The sequence below is a fragment of the Sphingobacterium sp. xlx-96 genome, from assembly GCF_011007365.1.
GTDB classification, from domain to species: domain Bacteria; phylum Bacteroidota; class Bacteroidia; order Sphingobacteriales; family Sphingobacteriaceae; genus Sphingobacterium; species Sphingobacterium luzhongxinii.
Genome location: NZ_WFKM01000010.1, coordinates 74380 through 93711 on the forward strand (window position 1 = coordinate 74380; position 19332 = coordinate 93711).

The 19332-nt window shown below is 37.5% G+C and carries 18 protein-coding genes; 1 reads left to right on the plus strand and 17 read right to left on the minus strand.

Going from position 1 to position 19332, the window contains the following annotated elements; translation table 11 throughout:
- Positions 1-495: 495 nt before the first annotated feature.
- Positions 496-2622 (plus strand): catalase, encoded by a 2127-nt coding sequence (locus G7B20_RS13125; protein ID WP_164111868.1) that lies wholly within the window; start codon positions 496-498, stop codon positions 2620-2622.
- A gap of 347 nt (positions 2623-2969) precedes the next feature.
- On the opposite strand, the gene G7B20_RS13130 is transcribed toward G7B20_RS13125, so the two are convergent.
- The 17 genes from G7B20_RS13130 to G7B20_RS13210 form a co-directional block, all read right to left on the minus strand.
- Positions 2970-3446, minus strand: a complete 477-nt coding sequence (locus G7B20_RS13130; protein WP_164111869.1) for a cupin domain-containing protein — start codon at positions 3444-3446, stop codon at positions 2970-2972.
- Positions 3447-3448: 2 nt separating this feature from the next.
- The gene (locus tag G7B20_RS13135) at positions 3449-4507 is read right to left on the minus strand and encodes an alpha/beta hydrolase (RefSeq protein ID WP_164111870.1); all 1059 of its coding nucleotides are present in this window, start codon (positions 4505-4507) and stop codon (positions 3449-3451) included.
- Positions 4508-4571: 64 nt separating this feature from the next.
- Positions 4572-5423, minus strand: coding sequence for an aldo/keto reductase (locus G7B20_RS13140; protein ID WP_164111871.1), 852 nt, complete (start codon positions 5421-5423; stop codon positions 4572-4574).
- Positions 5424-5462: 39 nt separating this feature from the next.
- Positions 5463-6182, minus strand: coding sequence for a carboxymuconolactone decarboxylase family protein (locus tag G7B20_RS13145; RefSeq protein WP_164111872.1), 720 nt, complete (start codon positions 6180-6182; stop codon positions 5463-5465).
- Positions 6175-7032, minus strand: a complete 858-nt coding sequence (locus G7B20_RS19510; protein ID WP_164111873.1) for a DUF4440 domain-containing protein — start codon at positions 7030-7032, stop codon at positions 6175-6177. The genes G7B20_RS13145 and G7B20_RS19510 overlap by 8 nt, the downstream gene beginning before the upstream one ends.
- A gap of 44 nt (positions 7033-7076) precedes the next feature.
- On the minus strand, positions 7077-7706 hold the full coding sequence (locus G7B20_RS13155; RefSeq protein ID WP_164111874.1) for a flavodoxin: 630 nt from the start codon (positions 7704-7706) through the stop codon (positions 7077-7079).
- Between the two features lie 19 nt (positions 7707-7725).
- Positions 7726-8811, minus strand: a complete 1086-nt coding sequence (locus tag G7B20_RS13160) for an alpha/beta hydrolase (RefSeq protein WP_164111875.1) — start codon at positions 8809-8811, stop codon at positions 7726-7728.
- A gap of 10 nt (positions 8812-8821) precedes the next feature.
- On the minus strand, positions 8822-9328 hold the full coding sequence (locus G7B20_RS13165) for a hypothetical protein (protein ID WP_164111876.1): 507 nt from the start codon (positions 9326-9328) through the stop codon (positions 8822-8824).
- A 103-nt stretch (positions 9329-9431) separates the two neighbouring features.
- On the minus strand, positions 9432-10184 hold the full coding sequence (locus G7B20_RS13170) for a LytR/AlgR family response regulator transcription factor (protein WP_164111877.1): 753 nt from the start codon (positions 10182-10184) through the stop codon (positions 9432-9434).
- A gap of 6 nt (positions 10185-10190) precedes the next feature.
- Positions 10191-11228, minus strand: coding sequence for a sensor histidine kinase (locus G7B20_RS13175; RefSeq protein WP_164111878.1), 1038 nt, complete (start codon positions 11226-11228; stop codon positions 10191-10193).
- A gap of 545 nt (positions 11229-11773) precedes the next feature.
- A complete protein-coding gene (locus G7B20_RS13180) occupies positions 11774-12004 on the minus strand; it encodes a transposase family protein (protein WP_164111879.1) in 231 nt (76 codons plus the stop codon).
- Positions 12005-12014: 10 nt separating this feature from the next.
- A complete protein-coding gene (locus G7B20_RS13185) occupies positions 12015-12353 on the minus strand; it encodes a transposase family protein (RefSeq protein WP_164111880.1) in 339 nt (112 codons plus the stop codon).
- 523 nt (positions 12354-12876) lie between these two features.
- A complete protein-coding gene (locus G7B20_RS13190) occupies positions 12877-14073 on the minus strand; it encodes a thioredoxin family protein (RefSeq protein ID WP_164111881.1) in 1197 nt (398 codons plus the stop codon).
- 148 nt (positions 14074-14221) lie between these two features.
- Positions 14222-15418 carry an alpha/beta hydrolase family esterase gene (locus G7B20_RS13195; RefSeq protein WP_164111882.1) on the minus strand — a complete coding sequence of 399 codons (1197 nt, stop codon included), beginning with the start codon at positions 15416-15418 and terminating at the stop codon, positions 14222-14224.
- A gap of 10 nt (positions 15419-15428) precedes the next feature.
- Positions 15429-17105 carry a PKD-like family lipoprotein gene (locus G7B20_RS13200; protein ID WP_164111883.1) on the minus strand — a complete coding sequence of 559 codons (1677 nt, stop codon included), beginning with the start codon at positions 17103-17105 and terminating at the stop codon, positions 15429-15431.
- Between the two features lie 27 nt (positions 17106-17132).
- Entirely contained in the window at positions 17133-17867 is a 735-nt protein-coding gene (locus G7B20_RS13205; protein ID WP_164111884.1) for a DUF4843 domain-containing protein, read from the minus strand.
- A gap of 30 nt (positions 17868-17897) precedes the next feature.
- On the minus strand, positions 17898-19298 hold the full coding sequence (locus G7B20_RS13210; protein WP_164111885.1) for a RagB/SusD family nutrient uptake outer membrane protein: 1401 nt from the start codon (positions 19296-19298) through the stop codon (positions 17898-17900).
- Positions 19299-19332: the final 34 nt, after the last annotated feature.

Below are 19332 nucleotides of genomic sequence, written 5' to 3' on the forward strand. Positions count from 1 at the left end.
TTATTTTTTGTTAGGCTGATTTATTCTTAATTTTCTTTCCAGTAATAAAACATGTACCCGAAATGGGGTGAACTAATTTTACTAAAAATAAGAAATTATAAGCACATATCTTCAAGGATTTAGACAACAAGGATTTAATGGGTTCTTTTTCCTGCTTGTTTCTCTGGTTTCGAAAAATTGACTTCAGGATGCTATAAAACATTAATTATATCATAGTACTGGCCAGAAAAATGACTACAAGTTTATATAAGTAAGATTAAAATATACTAAGAAAAAGGGCTTAGTGATACTGCCAATTAGCGTATTAGCACTCGAAAACTTTTTCTTCTAATATTTGTTATTTATACAACACTGATTGTAGTCAAAAATACACGCAACAAATCGAAAAAACAATAAACTGTTATAAACTGAACGCTTCTTAGTGTGCGATATAAATTGTAATACCAAATAATATAATATTCAACAAACTATCTATCAACATATACACGTTGTAATATGAAAAATAAAAACTCAAACAAAAAAACGGAAATCATCGCTAGAAATGTCATCGATAATAGTGGCAAGCATATGACAACTAATGATGGGGTCCTTATCCATGATAACAACAATACCCTAAAAGCCGGAGAAAGGGGGCCGTCGCTATTAGAAGATTTTATCTATCAGGACAAACTTGCCCACTTTGACAGAGAACGAATTCCAGAACGCGTAGTACATGCAAGGGGATCAGGTGCACATGGAATTTTCGAAGCTACAGCAGATATGTCAGCTTATACCAAGGCTCAGTTTTTAAAAAAAGGGACCACAACTCCTGTATTTGTGCGTTTTTCGACAGTAGCTGGTTTCAAAGGTTCTACAGATTTAGCGCGGGATGTGAGGGGATTTTCGGTCAAATTTTACACAGATGAAGGTAATTACGATCTTGTTGGCAATAATATACCCGTATTTTTCATTCAAGATGCAATGAATTTTCCGGATGTCGTACACGCCGTAAAGCCGGAACCCAACAATGAAATGCCACAAGCGGCTTCTGCTCACGACACTTTTTGGGACTTTATATCCTTGATGCCTGAAGCCGCACACATGTCCCTATGGGTAATGTCTGATAGGGCCATTCCCCGCTCTTTACGTATGATGGAGGGATTTGGGGTACATACATTCAAATTCGTGAACGATAAAGGCAAAGCCACGTTCGTAAAATTTCACTGGAAACCTAGGCTAGGCGTCCATCAGGTGGCCTGGCAGGAAGCTCAAAAGATATCGGGTTATGATGCGGATTTCCATCGCAGAGATTTATGGGAAGCTGTAGAAAAAGGAAACTACCCTCAATGGGACTTAGGTGTACAACTTATCCCTGAAGAAGATGAATTAAAATACTCTTTTGATATACTGGATCCGACCAAATTAATTCCTGAAGAACTAGTTCCGGTAAAACTAATCGGTACGATGACACTAAACAGGAATCCTGAAAATTTCTTTGCCGAGACAGAACAGGTTGCCTTTGATCCAGGTCGTCTGGTACCGGGAATAGATTTCAGTAATGATCCGTTATTGCAAGGGCGCGTGTTTTCGTATGCAGATACACAAAACTATCGATTGGGCGGCCCCAACTTTCATGAGTTACCAATAAATAGACCCGTAGAAGGAAAATTCAACAACCAAAAAGATGGTTTTGGTAGACAGGATATACTAAAAGGTAAAGTATCCTATTTCCCAAACAGTCTTGGCGGAGGATGTCCATACCATGCAATGCTCAAAGGTGATAAGGGATTTGAATCGCATAATGAGAAGATAGATGCGAAAAAAATCAGAGGAAGGAGCTCTTCGTTTGCTGATCACTTTACGCAAGCTAGGCTTTTCTATAATTCTCAAACTCCGCCTGAACAGAAACATATCGTCAGTGCATTTAGCTTTGAACTTTCTAAGGTGAAAGATGTCGGTGTGAGACAAAGGGAACTAGCGATACTATATCAAGTAGAGCCGGAACTAGCAAGTGCCGTGGGTAGGAATATCGGCTTAGAGCCTTCTAAGACTTTAGACGAATTGACCTTACAATTTGCTAAAGCGAACCATCCAGAATACCCCGTTAAAGCTCAAAAACCAGAAGTTACTACGTCTAATGCACTTAGTATGGCCACCAAGCCCGGCCAAGGAACAATCGCCACGAGGAAGATTGCTTTTTTAGTGGCTGATGGCGTCAGTAAAAAAAGTATAGATAAATTAAAATTACCTCTGGAAAAAGAAGGGGCAGAAGTGGTATTGGTGAGTACAAACGTCGGTACACTGACCTATAAAGAAGGTGGCCAAGAAGAAATACAACATACCTATCTCACTGACGCTTCGGTATGTTTTGACGCTTTCTATACACCGGAGGGGGACTCTATAAACGTGTTGGCACAAGAACAGGATTATGTACAATTTATAAATGAAGGTTTTAGACACTGTAAAGCTATAGCTTTTGCAAAGCGAGCAGAAGAATTAATGAAATTGACATTGATTACTACAAAAAAAATAGACAAAGGAGTTATACTGGAATCAGAAGGTGAAATTACAGATCGTTTCATAACTATCTTGAAAGGTCATCGTGTATGGGAACGTGAAGATGATCGTAAAGTAGCTGTCTGATTTTTTTAGGAGCTTTGGTTGTGTACATTAGAAGATAGCTACTTTATTTTTTGTGTACATGACTATTCCTACTTTCATTAATATGGCCGTTAAAAATTCCTATCCACAATTAAAAATTTCGGGCAATACGGTATAGCTAGCAGTAGTTTTGCCTGCACCCTTACAAAAGGTCAAATCCAATATATAATCACTAGGTATACCCTCCTATCCCTAGTGTGAGATTTTCTCAAAAATACGGGAGAAAAAAAGTATCGTATCTATACGGAAAAACGAAATTGCCAAGATGATTTTAAACCACTCGGATCCTTCTCCAATTGACAATTCGGGAGAAAAATACAAAAATTAAACTATTGGAGATACTCCTCATCAGTAACCTGTTTCAACCATACAGCACCACCTATATTGGTATTTGTCCCTATAGCTACATGCGTCATGGTGTCGGTAGTCGTAGCGCCGTGCCAATGTTCTATATGAGGAGGACACTTGACAACCTGTCCTTTTTCAATAATCTCTACAGGCTTCCCCTTCTCTTGGTATAAACCTTTACCCTCGGTAACCAATAATATCTGCCCTCCTTTGTGGTAATGCCAATTGGTTCTAGCACCAGGAGCAAAAGTCACCGATCCGATATTGACATTAAAGGTCGTATCACTCTCCGCTAAATAGTGAAGCCAAACTGTTCCCACAAAATTTTCGCTCACTACTTTTTCTCCTCTAGCAAAAACAGGCTCTTCATTCGTTTTCAATGCTGAAGTCTGTACATTACAACAAGCCGTAAATAAAACGGGTAAAGCAAAGAATAAATAATTAAAAGGAAGCTTCATTATTATAAGTTTTTATGGTAAAATTCTACTAGTTTATCAACCGCTTGCGCTACATACTCAGGTTTCCAATATGTTTGTATATGGGTAGCCCCATCGATTAGAAACATCTCTTTACTTTTCGCATTTATCGCTTTAGGAAATGCCTCGTCGGTCATGTATTTGGTATCTGACTTACTTCCAGATATCATTAACAAAGGTTGATCTAAAAGCTCTATTTGATCCGTAGCGTCCCAAGTCATCAATTCCATGAGACTACTGGTCGTATACAGAAAGGTAGAATTCGGATGTGCATGTGATCTGTAGTAGTATTCGTAGCCCTCGCGATACAGATCGGTACTGGTCTTAGCGATCTCTTCGTTCGTGATACTAGCGACACCAGAAAAAAGCACTTCTCCGCCCGCAGCCTCTTGTTTACGCGCATCGGAAGCCTGTTTCATTCGTTGCGCCACCGTATTTATTTGTGAGTTCTGAAAACCATTACGACGTACTTCGCCCGAGTTAAACATACTCAATGTCGCCACGGCTTTTAACCTTTTATCTGACTGCGCAGCTTTTAACGTATAACCGCCACCACCACATATACCCAAAGCTCCTATACGCTCGGTATCGACGCCAGGAAATTGGCTGATATAATCGGCCATGCCACGAATATCTTCAACACGGAAGAAAGGTTTGTCCGTATGACGAGGTTCTCCTCCGCTTGCTCCTTGAAAAGTAGCATCAGCTGCTATAGCGATGAACCCAGCTTCTGCCAATCGTTGCGCATACAAACCTGCTGTCTGCTCTTTGATACCGCCATTGGGGTGCGCTACAGTTATAGCAACATACTTCTTTTGTGGGGCATAGTTGGCAGGCAAATATACATTTGCAGCGATGTCGTTCCCGTTTAATTTATAGGTTACGGGTTGGATATTTACTTTACCTTTTTCATTTTTGGTAATAGCACCGTCATACACCAATGTGAAAGGATTTTGTTCATATCGCTTTTGTATAGTTTGTGCGTTTACTATATTCATAAAGGAAAGTGTTGTCAATGCGATGATTGATGCTAACTTGTTCATTGTTGTATTATTTTAGGATGAATAGTATTTGTCAAACCTGAGCTTGGTATATTCCTTATAAATGCTATTTAGGAAGTCTGCGGCTTGTCAACCATTTAACAATTTCGGGATCGCGATGGCTGAAAAATAGACTTTCTTTCGTGTCTAGCGATTGAATAGTAAGCATATCCTCTGCAGTCAATTCAAAATCAAAAACGTCTATATTTTCAATCATTCTTCCTCTATTTACTGATTTTGGAATTACAGCCACCCCTCTTTGGGTAAGCCAACGCAGTACAACCTGCGCTACGCTCTTATTATACTTCTTGCCAATGGAAGTCAATAATTCGTTATTAAAAAGGTCGTTCTTACCTTCTGCAAAGGAAGCCCAAGACTGTATTTGGATATTGTTTTCCGTTAAGAATTTTTGCGTTTCAATCTGCTGATAGAATGGGTGTGTTTCGATCTGATTTACCGCTGGTACAATTTCATTAAAAGCCATTAAATCTACAACTCGATCTGGATGAAAATTGCTAATACCGATAGCTCGGATTTTCCCTGCTTTGTATAGTTCTTCCATCGCGCGCCAAGAGCCGTGAATATCACCATAAGGTTGATGAATTAAATACAGATCCAAATAATCTAATTGTAACTTATTGAGGGATCTTTCAATTGCTTCCTTTGTTTTTTCGTAGCCTGTATCTTCAATCCAAAGTTTGGTCGTAATAAACAACTCTTCCCTCGGTACTGCACTTCTTTTGATTGCTTTACCAACTGCCGTTTCGTTTTGATAAGATGTAGCCGTGTCTACAAGACGATACCCTGATTCTATTGCTGTTAAGACGCTTTGCTCGCACTCCTCCAGGTTTGTTATCTGAAAAACGCCAAAACCCAAAATCGGCATTTCTACTCCGTTATTTAATGTTACTTTCTCCATTTTTTTTATGATTTAATGCTGTTGAACATTATATTTTTCTTATTTCTTCTGACGGCTCTTAAGCACTTCGTCCAAAACTATCTTCGCATCTTCAGATTCCTTTTTGCCAACTGTAGATTCTATAACTGTTATAAATTGCTTCAACTGTTTGCCTGATAAACCTACATTCAAACAGATACCAAAATGCGATCGGAGCATTGGCTCAACACCGCCAATGCTGCTCAATACTGCAATAGTTACCAATTCTCTTTCGGCATAGGTCAGTACATCACGTTCAAAAATATCTGCAAAAAGATGCTCTTTGAGAAAAATCTCTATTGTAGGAGCAAATGCCGAATAGCCTGTCTGTGGTCCATTTTGAGTTGCACCTAATAGGGAGTCTAAAACTGCTTTACCTCTGTCGTATTTACTAGCATCATAACATATAGGCGATGCCTCTGCTCCTAACTTATCTTTTATTCCTCTAGCTTCTCGGTCATCTAGAACAGTCATGAAGGTTTGTAATCCACGGATACTACGCGGGAAACCAGCATAAGCATAGGTATGAATAATAACTTCTTTGATCTGATTGATAGTCAATCCGGCATCTAAGCCTGCATGCAATTGAATAGCTAAGTTAGGCAAAGAACCTTTACCCGTCAATGCAGCTATTTGCACGATAGACTGCTGCTGTTTACTCAACCTATCCAGTACCTGTGCATTTGTTAGAGTTGTAGTAATAAATAGTGTAAACAGTAATAATTGTATTCCTTTAATCATTATTATTCATCTTAACTGATCTTGCTAACTTTGAAAATGTAAGTGATCCCATTTTCCATTCACCATTTTCCTTGACATATACTTCTGTCACCATAAAAGGATTCATAACGGTATTGCCTCCGACGACTGCTTCTAGATCTATATCATTAAGCAAAATAGCCGTATTACCAATTACATTGAGCGTCACCGAATACACCTCTGCTTTCTTATACCATATCCCACCGCTCTTAATTACATCGAGCTCACGTTGCTTGCCCCATGATCCGCCCATATGAACAAACATAGATTTCTCATGAAATAGCTTATTCAGTTCGTCTGTATTTTTATCGGCCATCCAAGTCCATTTCGATGCTGAAAGGGCTTTTAGCTGTTCTTCATCATTCATCGCATTATCTTTTGTTCTTTCTAAGTTTAAATAGGTTTGTTCATCTACTGACTGTAACCAAGTCGTGCTACTCTTAGGAGAAACAGCTACATAAGTAACACCTGTAGTCGGTGTAGAACCATGCCAATGCTCCACACCTGGAAGACACTTAACGACATCACCTTTCTTTACCAATTGTGCAGCTTTACCTTTTTCCTGATAATAGCCTGCTCCATCTGTAATTAATAATATTTGGCCAGCAGAATGCGTATGCCAATTCAGCTTCGCATTGGGCGCAAAAACAGCGAGTGATATTTGCGAATTAATATCTTTATCGGCAGCATTTAATTCGCGTAACCATACATCGCCTGTATGATTTACATTTTTAGCCTTTTCACCCAATGTAAAAATGGACTGATCTTGCGCCATTACATTTACCGTACTAACGGTTAATAGCAATACTGTTAAATAGATTAATTTCTTCATGATATCTACTGCTTTTAATATTTTTCCAATTAATGCTGTCTACCCTATTTGACCACCCCTATACGAATCAACCATTTGTCTATTTCTTGCTTCACCTGAACTTCTCTATCACCTTCCATCACATAAAAAACACCGTCTCGTTCGATCCCTCCTTTAGTAGAAAAACCGTTCAATACTTTACTATTTGAACACAACTGCTTCACCGTTTCAAAACTACTCCCAATTCCATACCCCGCATTGGTATTAAATGGAATGACTGTTTTGCCGCTTAAATCATATTGATTCAAAAAGCTTTTCATCGGAGGGGGCAGTTGCATGCCCCAGGTCGGAAATCCAATGAAAATGATATCGTATTTTTTAATACTGTCAATTTTCGTTTTCAAAGGAGGTAAAAAGCCTCTTGCATTTTCACTTACGACCTGATCTACCGTCGTTTTATAATCTACTGGATAAGGTGTTTGTAACTCCAACTCAACTAGGTCACTACCAACCTTTTTATTGATCATCTCAGCGACAGCTTTAGTGTTTTTTGTTCTTGACAAGTATACAATCAATAGTTTCTTATCATTAATAAGCTCGCCTTTTCCTACAGGTAACTCTGAAGCTCTGGAACAAGAGGTGAGCATCAAAAATATGACGCCTATCCAAAGGCTATAGTTTTGAATAATTTTCATCCTGCTCTTTATTTTTTGATTACTTACTTAAACCTTTTTCCTTTAGCCATTTCGATAATTCATCGGCCACTTGGATATTATTGAGATCTGAAAAAGGAAAGTGTGTATTACCTTTGATACCGACTTCGGGAAGGTGTACCACCTGAGCGTCTCCACCATGTTTATTAATAGTAGCAGCCCATAATCTAGCCATCTCTAAACCTGAGCGCCAATGATCCATATTCCAAACCTTACTTGGCTCTTTAGCAATATTATCACCGTAATAAACAACAATTGGAAGCTTAGTTAGTTTTTTAAAATCTTCTAACGAAATTTCTACTCCTTTCAATTCTCCAAACAACCCACTAGACGGAATTGCAGCAGGAAGCTCCCCTTTTGGAAACACAAAACCGCTGTAAGGCTCATAAGCGACAATACCTTTTACCTTATCGTTTTGGATGGTTGTCATCCAACCGGGACCGCCACCTTGCGAGTGCGTAACCAATATCCCTTCGCCTATTTTATCAAATAAGGAAGAGATCGCATCGCTTACGACTTTTGTATCAAAAGCTCCTGTATTAGGAGTCATCTGTCTATAAAACTGCTCGAGAGATTGCGACTCTTTCGGAAATTGAACATTTGGAAAATAGTCTGGATAGTTACCTAGTCTAAACTGCGTGAACCAAAACTGCTCATCGCCAGTCGGTTTTACAGTCCCTTCAACCATACTTTTACCAGCTTCACCTCGTCTCGGTTGATCCAGCAAATAAACGGCATAGTTGCGACGTAAAAATATATTTTGGAAACCCTCTCGACCATCTGCTGTAGTCTCCCATGTCTTCTTGGACTGTCCCGCACCATGCAGGAAAACTAGTGGAAGTTTACGAGCCTTTACAGGTTTTTGATAGAACACATAAGCATGGTCGCCATGAAAGGTCTGTCCAGTCGAAGCCAACGCATTTTCTACTGAAAATCTTCCAGGAACAACCATCTGCGTGCCGCCAACCATAAAGCTTCCTTGTTCAGCAATAAGCAATATTCCTGTTTTCTGTTGTGCTGTAAGAGGTTTAATGAAACCACAAATACCGATCAATAAAAAAAGATATTTTCTTGTCCGATTTTTCATGAAAATTAAATTATTTGTTTACAATAGATGCTACTTGTTTATATTCTTCCGCTGAAACAGCTTCATGCCAGTTAATCAAATCATTAGACTTTTGCGAAGTCACACTAATAAATGTAAGTTGGGAATCAGGCGCAGCTCCAACCCAATGGTATAGTCCTGGGATAGTCTCTATACGATCGCCTTTGCGTATGGCTATAGCTTCCTTGCCTTTAGATTGATAGTATCCTTCCCCTTCCGTTACTATTAAAACTCTACCTCCTGGTAATGACTGCCAATTAAAATAACTACCTGCAGCTAATTGATAGTTCGACACTCGAATGTCTGTATATAATGAATCTGTTGTCAGTCCTTGAAATACACCTTGCCCTTGAAGCTTTTTGGAATCAATTGGAGCTTCTGCTAAATCAGTAAACATTGCGGCTTTTGTACAGTGCCTATCCTTTAAGTGACGGCCTGTAAAACCAGCTATTATCGTCAATACGACTATCGATGCTACTGTATAAATGTACTTTTTCATATCTATTTATCTTTTTTAAACTAAGACAAACTTCGAAATAATAGTAACTCTATTTATATATACGCCGACCAAAGCGAAAAATTTGTGGCTAAAGGCGAAAATCTTAACCAGTTATCATCCAGTCCTTAAAGGCTGCCGCTTTATTTTTGCTGATATAGATAGGCTCAGGTACATCTGTACTCAAAGTAACCAATAGACGACTATCAAACCAAATAGTGATATCCTTGATCGCATACCGCGAGATGATAAACTGCTTATTAGCACGGTAGAATAGTGCTGGGTCGAGCGTCTGAAAGATCTGATCCAAAGTCTTGCTGTAGGGATATTGTGCCCCCCCTTGCAGCTGTATTACAGTATTTTTGTCTGTGGTATAGAAATAGGAAATTTCTGCTAGCAGAATTGGCAACAATTTATCTTTTACAGGAATCAGGAGCCGTTCGCTATAACTTTTTGTAGGGCTCAAATTGCTTATTTGTGATATATAGGCAAGAATATCGGGTTGCGAAAACTTCTTAAACTTGTCCAATGCACGTTGCAACTCATGGTTCTTTATAGGCTTTAATAGATAGTCTATACTATTGACCTTGAATGCTTCGATAGCGTACTCATCATATGCAGTTGTAAATATAATAGGCACCTCTACGGTAATATAATCGAATATCAAAAAGGAAGAACCATCCGAAAGATGAATATCCATCAATATGAGATCAGGTGTCTGATTATCGTTCAACCATTTAATGGTCTGCGATACACTTTCCGTATTTCCGATTATCTCAATAGTAGAATCTATTTCCTTTAGTATCTCGAACAGGGTTTCATATGCTGCAGTTTCGTCTTCGACAATCAGGATTTTCATAGCTTTTTATTTTAAAGGTAATATGACTGTAAATAACTGTCCATCATCTTGTACACGTATCGATTGCCCTAACAATAACTTGAAACGGCTCTCCAAATTGTCGAGTCCTGTCCCATTGGTCGTAGGACGGACCAACTTTGAATAGATGGGATTAGAAATACACAGTTCATCTTGTTCGTTCAACCATATCTTGACCAACATTTTGTGATCGCTGTCTACCACATTGTGGACTACAATATTGTCTAGCAAAGGGAGAACGGAAAGTACAGGAAGCTTTAGCGTAAGTTTACTCTTTTCAATTTCGATACTATACTGTAGCTTGTCCGAAAAGCGCACTTCCATCATGTATTGAAAAGAACTGACAAAGGCTAATTCTTCAGCTAGTGTAACAAGACCTTTCTTATGACTTTGCAGAATGTAGCGGAATACATCAGACAACTTATCTAAATAGGTCAATGTCACACGATCCTCCTTCTTGCGAATGAGGGACGCTAAACCATTGAGCGAATTAAAGAAGAAATGGGGGTTGATCTGATTGGTCAATGCGTCGTAGCTGCTTTGCAAATTTTGAACACGCAATTCTTGGATTTCTTTGTTTTTCTTCCTTTGGTCCAGATACAGCATAGCAATGTGACCAACCAACGTACTCAATACGGCCACAATGAAAAACTGAAAAAGTACGAGGCTGCCATAATGACGGACTCTGACCAGAAGCAGATAACAAATGCCTCCGTAAATGGCAAATGTTATAAGAGTAATCATTAAATTGATAAAGAATCGTTTGCGAAGTGATATGCTATGCAGTGATTTTAAGTTATACCCCACCAATAAAAAGATTAATGTAGAAAGTAAACTGTACCGGATCAGCAATAAGATGATCCGCTCGGACTTCGCTGATCCGACTAGCTCTTTTAATTCATAGGGCAACCAAGTAATATCGGGATAGATTACAAAAAGTGCCGACAATAGCCCTAAAGCTAGTAACTGCCAGGTCTTGAATCTACTCAATACGTTGTAGGTATTGTCTACTGAGGTATCTCGCATGTAATAAAATTACAAATTTGTGTCCTCAAAATAAAAAATCCTGGATTAAAACGAATAAATGCATCTTTAAAGCGAAAAACGCTTTCTCACCTTTCTAAAACAAACAAAAAATATCAGATACTAAAAAGCCGTTCCGAAGTGATTTAGTAACGGCTATGTATCTTTACAGGGGATTGTCCCACTAAGTATGTAAATAAAAACTACAGAGTTCAGTTATTTTTCTTATAACTGAACTCTATTTTCAAATAAGTTAGATAAACCTAGGTACTCGTCCCTCTGTTCCTTCTTATCGCTTGCTTGTCCCGATGCAGCCAGAGTCGCAGTTATGAAGGTTATGAGGTTAAAACTTTTAAGATTTCACTTCTTTACATGGATTCTTCAAACAAATCAGGACAAACTGTTAAGGCGTGTTTCTTATTTATAAATCTATTAATTTTTGTTTTAGATATTGTGCTTATCTGTTACTAATGGCGATTTTTTTCAATCGTTCTCTCTGTTTTAATATCAGTTCTCCACGACCATAATATACGTCAGCAGGAGTTAGGTTATTTAAGGCCTCGTGATAACGTTCCAAACTCTTGGAGGGCTTCTTTTAGCTCTTCTGGTGAATAGTAATTGTTCAATTTGACCACATTTTTCATTGTTCTGTTGTATCTTTCAATTTTTACCTGGGTCTGTGGATGAGCGGGGCTGCCATGGATCTGCTTCATTTCCAGTTCTTCGGTCAGATACCTGCCAAGATCCTTAGAGATATAGCACGATCCATTATCTGACAATAATTTAGGCTTAACCTTTGTCTTTAACTTCGCCTTTTTCAATCGCTGTGTCTACATTGCGTATCACGTCCTTATGTTTCATTGATGGACAGAGCTCCCAATGTACAATGTAGGGGCTGTAGTCGTCCAATATGCTGCTTAAATAATAATCTCCCCAGCCTTTTATCCTGAAATAGGTGAAATCTGTCTGCGACATTTCATGCACAAAACTGGTCTTATCCTTGAATTCATCGGATGCACTGATCAAAATATGGCATGGAGCGCTTATCAGCCCCTTGTTTTTAAGGATTCTGTAGACAGAGGATTCAGAAATAAAAAACTGATGTTCGTCTGTAATGTGACAAGCCAACTCACGCGCCTATAAATCAATCTTATCCAGGGCAACCTCGACAACGAATTCTTTAATCTGCTCGGGAATGCTGTTCCATTGTTGTCCAGAATCCCCGTTTTTTTTTCGCTAGACCCTCATAGCCTTTTACGAGATAACGGTCGTACCAGCTGTAAAAGCAATAAACCAGTCGCTTACCCTACGTAACTGGTTGATCGGTCTATAAATTGTAGAATTCGAACAGAATGTGAAGACCAGGCTAAGTATGGTGACCGATTGATGCCCGAACTGGCAAAATCTGTCAAAATTAAGGGCCTTTCGGAAACTAACCTGAAGCTTTGCTTTTAGGCTATTTTACACAGCTTACCCACATTTGGATTCGGGCATAAAAGCTACACTCAAAATTGGTCGTATAAACGTTCTTAAAATTCTTCAGACTACGTATGACGAATTCAGGCTGGTACAGAAAACCGAAGTTGACCATGAAAATCAACATTTGGTATTGGCCACCGAAATCCTTTCAAAATTATCGGCTAAAAATTAATTACAAAGCTTCTAGAGCTCTTATTAGATCATCTGCAATTCTTTGAATTTTAGATGTTTCTGCATTGGCTAATTCTCTTGCTTTCTTAGCCGCTTTTAGGCCTTCATCTTTCTTTTTAAGTTCTAAACAAACATTCGCATAAGTACCTTGGATTGAATATTCTTCAGGTTCTAATAAACTAGCTTGCTTGGCCATTATATAAGCTTGTTGCATTATCATGGGGTTAGTGTCGATCTTTTGGTATGATCCGCGAGCTATTCTTCTTGCCAGGAAACTTAACTTATCAGCATCATTTTTTAATTCATTTTTCATTGCCGAACTGGTTAGCTTTTTAAATTCCTGAAATTTACCTAGACTCAAATAGAAATCGGATTCAAGCATCACCCCTTGTTTCCTAGTCTCAGCATAAGAAGATTTTTTGAAGTAAGGTAGTTTGTTAAAAAAAGCTGATTCATCCTGTAACGAAATATAATTATTCATTGTACTGGTAATTAAACGTTCTTCAACCCCATGACGATCTTCTTTACTACTCCATAAAGTGTATTTTTCTTGATTAGCTAAAAAATGCTTGCCTAACTTGTCGTTTTCTGTTAAAGCAAGATTTTTTATGACACGCCAACCTAATTCAGTGTTTAATTCTTGTTCTGAAATGTGCTTAATAATATCAAGGCCTAATTTTTGTGCCATTGATCGATCCGACTTTTGTACTGCTAAATAAAAGTCTAATAAAAAGTTTATATCTCTTTGTCCTTTCTCATATTTCTGCTTGAGATAGGAAACATTTTTCTTAGGGTCTGCAGCTGTCATTCCTTCTCTTAAGAAATCTTCAACAGACATCTTTGAACCTGTTCTATGTATCACCTCTCCTTTACTATTTACAAATAAGAAGGTAGGAAAAGATTGAACATTGTATTGTTTACGAAGTATAACACCTTCTCCTTTTTCCATATCGATCTTTACATTTATAAATTTATCATTATAAAAGGTTGCTACAGACGAATCTGTAAAAACATTTTTTTCCATCCATTTGCATGGTGCACACCAAGATGTATAACAATCCACAAAAATTAATTTATCTTCTAGTGCCGCTCTTTCAGTTATTTTCTTCCAATTCTCCGTACTAATAAACTCAATCTCTTCTTGAGCGCTAACTTTAAAAATTGTAAAAAAGAGGATTAGGATGCTTAACTTTTTCATTTGTATAATCTTTTTAAAATAAATTATTCATTTAAAACATGAATAGTGATTAGTCGCAATAGTTTCAAATGCGTTTTATATAAAAAGTACCTGAACTAGAACAAACTCCTATTGAATCATTCATTTCCAGGCACTCTTAATTTATCTTCTATTTTTTAGTTAGCGTAATTTCTACATTTTTCTTCTTACCATCTAGACTACCCTCCAGTACAATCTTACCATCGACAGCATTTGAACCGGCAGTAATTTCCAGTTTGTTATCCACCAATTCCGAAGTAAAACCCGCTGGAGAAGAAACTATACGTACCGTAACACCCCTAGAGGTATATAATGTAGTAGAAACTTTTTTACCTATTTCATACCTGACTGTTTCTACTCCTGCCGCAATATATAAACCCACGGATTTATCTAAAGGATGTTGATCCATAAACTCCCACATCAACGGAATAATATTCGCCCAATTCACATTATGATCCACCCCCTTAAGTGCATAAAGCTCTAAGTCTCCATTTCCATCCAGTGCGCTATGAGGCGTACAGATATAATCACCTGCCGTAATAGCTTGTCCAACCACAATATCTCTAACTTGATACCCCCCCATCCTTGTAACCCATGACCTGAAATTATCATATGCTGCTTGATATTGTACAGTTGCATCTCTGTCTCCATTAAAAGCTCGTATAGGCACCGTCCTTGGTGGCAATGGAGTATTAGCAGCCAATCGCAATTGACCCGCTACTGGACAAACTGCTGCAAAAACATCAGACATTTGACTAGCTAATACAAAAGAAAAGATAGCACCACTGGAATGACCACATGCATAAATTCTATTTGTGTCAATCTTGGGCGTTGCTACTTTAAAAAATTCTACCATTGAATTAACAAATGGAATATGCTTATCTGAAACTTGCCAGCCTACAGATCCCGGCTCAGCTGTACCCGCTGGCCATACTGTAATTACATTATTTGTATTAGCCATAGCATTCAGAGGATGTAAAGCTGATACATTAAAAATAGGATCGGGCGGTACCGCACCTGTCGCATAGCTTATATTTCCATGAAAATTAAAAATTAAAGATATAGGCTTACTTGGATTTATAGAAATGGGTAAATAATATTTAAATTCCCGCCATGTAGTGTCTCCATTATCTAGAATCACCTCTAAATTTACTTTATTTATTCCAGGCTTCAGATTTGATCCCGTGTTTTGATCATTTCCATCTGGTTCGAAAGGTATTATTGGTGTCACCTCTTCTTTTTGCTGTGGTGCATAAATACTCTTATCAGCAGTGCAAGAGGATAGCGAAATCATCAATGCCAATGCAACTATTATATTTCTTTTCATCTCCTTAAACTTATATTTTATCAACTAAATCACCGTTAGCATCAAGTCCATCGCGGTTGAATGTTTGATACTTTATCTGGATATCAACTGGGTTACCACTCACTGATTCAAATTTCTTATCAAAAGTCAATCCTATTATAGAGCTATTAAGCTTCATTTGGATGACATCACCCTTAGGCTCTCCTGTTCCAGATTGGTCGTTTTTATAGCGCGAGACTCCCATTATCAAATACCTCTCTGTTCTGGAAACAGTGAAGGTCGGAATAGTAGCATCTGCATCATATCCCATTGTACTCAAATTGGCTATAATTTCTGTGGGGATAGCCTTACTTAATATACTGAGAACATTGTAACGGTAGAGTTTACTTCCTGAACTAAAAATTATATATGGCGAATATCTCATACTATGAAACTTACTATCTTTATTAACAATATCGTTTGATACATCTACGACTCCATCGATCGAAAATGGAGTGGTATTAGCCTGAGTTGCATCTCCCGGAACAGTTAAGTAAACAAGTTTGGCTTGAGAACCATTATGCAAAACTGCAACACATTTATTCGGAGTGGAAGTATGTGTAGCATAGATCATGGAATAACCTGGAAACTTATCCAAATACTCTTCTCTCGAAGTATTTAAAATAGGTACGGGCGTCCTACCAGCATTTGAATACAAAAACTTCCCATTTTTACTATCAAAAAACAATATGTAAGACGACAGATCAAATCCTTTAGTATTGGAAGGCCTGTTTACATCGGACACAGAATTCTTAACATAGGCATAACACATGGCTGGGGAAAGGTATCCATCCGAAACCTTCTGATTGACATAAACTGTATTTCTATAACTAGTCGTATTGTTATAATATAAATTCCCAGCAGAAATTAAAAACATACTACCAACTTGGTTAATGCCACCATGAGGTGTATAGATCCATAAATCAGGTTGGTAGCGAACGAACTCTGGTTTAAAATTAGAAACATCTGGGACAGGATAGGGTGGCAATATGGATGCAAAGGAAGCGCCAGTTATTACATCCAAACCTTCTTTGGGACCTAAGGTATTTTTATCGATAACTTTTAGGCCATCTTCTGATAATATATGCATCCCCCCAAGGGTTGCCACGTCCGAAAAGGGCTCCTTATCTTTAAAATAATTATAGTTAACAACAATGCCTTTGGGACCTTTTCCTAAAGACTCCTCAAAGCGATTTTTATAATAATTAACTACAAATTCTCCTTCTTGATCTAACCGTTTATAAGACAATTCAGCCTCTCCGTTATAGTTACTTAATACAACCAACATATCTCCTGCAGTGGAAGTGCTGACGCGTAGATTAAATCTAAAGTGTTCCTTGGATCCATTATTTTTATCCGTTACAATAAATCGGCCTAGGTGATCCCCTACTTTCATGTCGACTTTGGTATGTAAATCTTTATTTTCACTTATTATTTTTCGAGCGATCTCCCATTCATAAGTAAACCGATTGGTGTCGGAATATTGCGTTCCTTTTAAATCAATTACGATTGATAAAGAGTCGTCTTGATCACGTTCATAATGATTTAATAACCCTTCTACTTTCAGCTCATTGATTTCAACATAATCATAATTGCCCTGATCCTTGTAGCAAGAAACTACAATAAAGAAGGATAAAAATAAGGAGCTAATAAATAATATTCTATTCATAATTTGTTATCTTTTAATTGAACATTTTTATGGAGCAAGCCTATCAATAAGTACTCGTTCTTTGGTCTCTTTATCGTAAGTGGGATTTGCCATCAAATAAGATCTTAATGCAGAAAAATAAGGAGCAGTAAGATTTTGACTCATGGGTCTGTCCGAATCAACAACCTTAAAAGCTTCATTAAAGCGCATTAATACCTTCCATTTTTCGGGATGATAATAATACAAACCAATCCCTTCATAGGACTTCCACCATTTAGGCTCGGAAAGGTAATTATTGATTTCCACTTTCGTACGAGCTCCTTTGTTAACCCCTATACCCAAATCTTCGCTTTCTTCAATATATAGAGAAATTATCTTTTTTTCTTGGGTGATATGACTACTGCTTAATGCTTCTCTTAAAACAACTATTTTAAGGGTATCCACAAAAAGATTCGCCTTAAACTTTTGTGTGGATGATATTGATTTATAATGTACTCCTTCTATTGCTGTAGTGGAGTCTGCCAAAACAGAAATCTTATAAAACCGATCATGATCTGCTGGTTGACCCAATAACTTCACAGCTATACTAACCGTGTCTTCTTTAACATCTTCTTCTGCCATTCCGAAAGAAAATATGGTCTTATCAAATTCACGAATCTGATTAAGGAATTTATAATTATATGCGAAATATACACGATCCTTATCACTGTAATTTAATCCTGCTTCTTTTGCACATGATGCAAGCAGGAAGAGAGTCAGAGTATATAATAATATTTTTTTCATTACATCTTTATATTTAATGATTGATATAATCTATCTATGCCCCGTTTCGATTTCCTTTTCTGGAATCGGGAAAACAAAGATTTGCTTACTAGCTGGAATATCAGTTATTCCGGAATTATTTTTAATATCTTTATTCAAGCGTTTATAAGCATAAAACAACTGCCCCTCTCCTGGATATTCGCGAATCAACTCTTCAAATAGTACATCTCTACTTATAAAATGCCAATCGGATGCGTTTCGAATTCTAGATCTACGTAGGGTATTTATATAATTCAAGCAAGCGTTCAGATCCGTACTATACAAAGCTTCTGAAACAATAAGGTACATCTCACTAAGTTTAATTAAGGGAATTTTGGGGTAGAACAGTTTGGCATCTCCTCTGGTATATTTAGCGAAATTGGATATATCAAACCAAAACTGATAACGAGCATCATCACTATTAGCCGAATAAATGACGGCGGGCGCACCAAAGGGGAGTTTAGCTTGATTAACAACACCTCCTCCAATAATATTAAAATGCAAAGCTTTGGACATCTCTGGTATGTCTTTATTTCTTAAAGAGAAAATATGTTCATCCGAAAAAAGAAAATCTCTTTCTGCATCAGGTACATCTATACTTGTTTCATAATCCAGCAACCGGAATTTCTGTGATTCAATTACTTCTTTGGCAAATTTAACGGCATTAAGCTTGTCCCCAATAGTCATATAAACTCGCGCCATTAAGGCCTTAACAGCAAACTTATTTATTCTTGCAACATATTTGTCGGCAGCATTTTTATCCAACATCTGAAAAGGAACAACTTCATTTATAGGATCTTCCTCTAAATGAGATCCTGCCAATTCTAAATCCAGAAGAACTAATTTTAAACACTCTGCTGCCGTATATACAGGAGGCAAAGCGACACCAAATTCTTTGTTATAAGGAATTCCCTCAGCATTATGATTGAATTTCACATCTTCAGTAAACATTCTTAACAAGTCAAAATGTAAGAATGCCCGTAATGCTAAAGCCTCACCAACTACCTGCTTCCGAATATGAGGTCGCATGACATCACCATTTTTCTGCTCCCATCTTAAAATATTATTAGTTGCAGCAATAGCCGCATACATCTTAGACCAGATTCCATCGATATCCCGTTTTACAGATGCGTTTTTATAATTATAATCTCTAAGTTCTTTGTAATTTTCTGCAATTGTATTATAATCATAATATTGAGCCAGAACATCTATTAACTCAAAACTTAGTTTTTGTCCATACAGATTTGGTTCTGAAATTTGACTATAAACCCCTGACAAGGCGTCTACATAACCTTGCTCCTTTGAAAACAATTTATGTTCATCAACTTGATTGATCAGATCTACCTCCAAAAATTTAGTACAAGAGGAAATTACAAAGATCATTACACCAATTAGAACTAGTTTAAATTTCATTTGTAGATTTTTTATTATTATTCTCATTTCTATA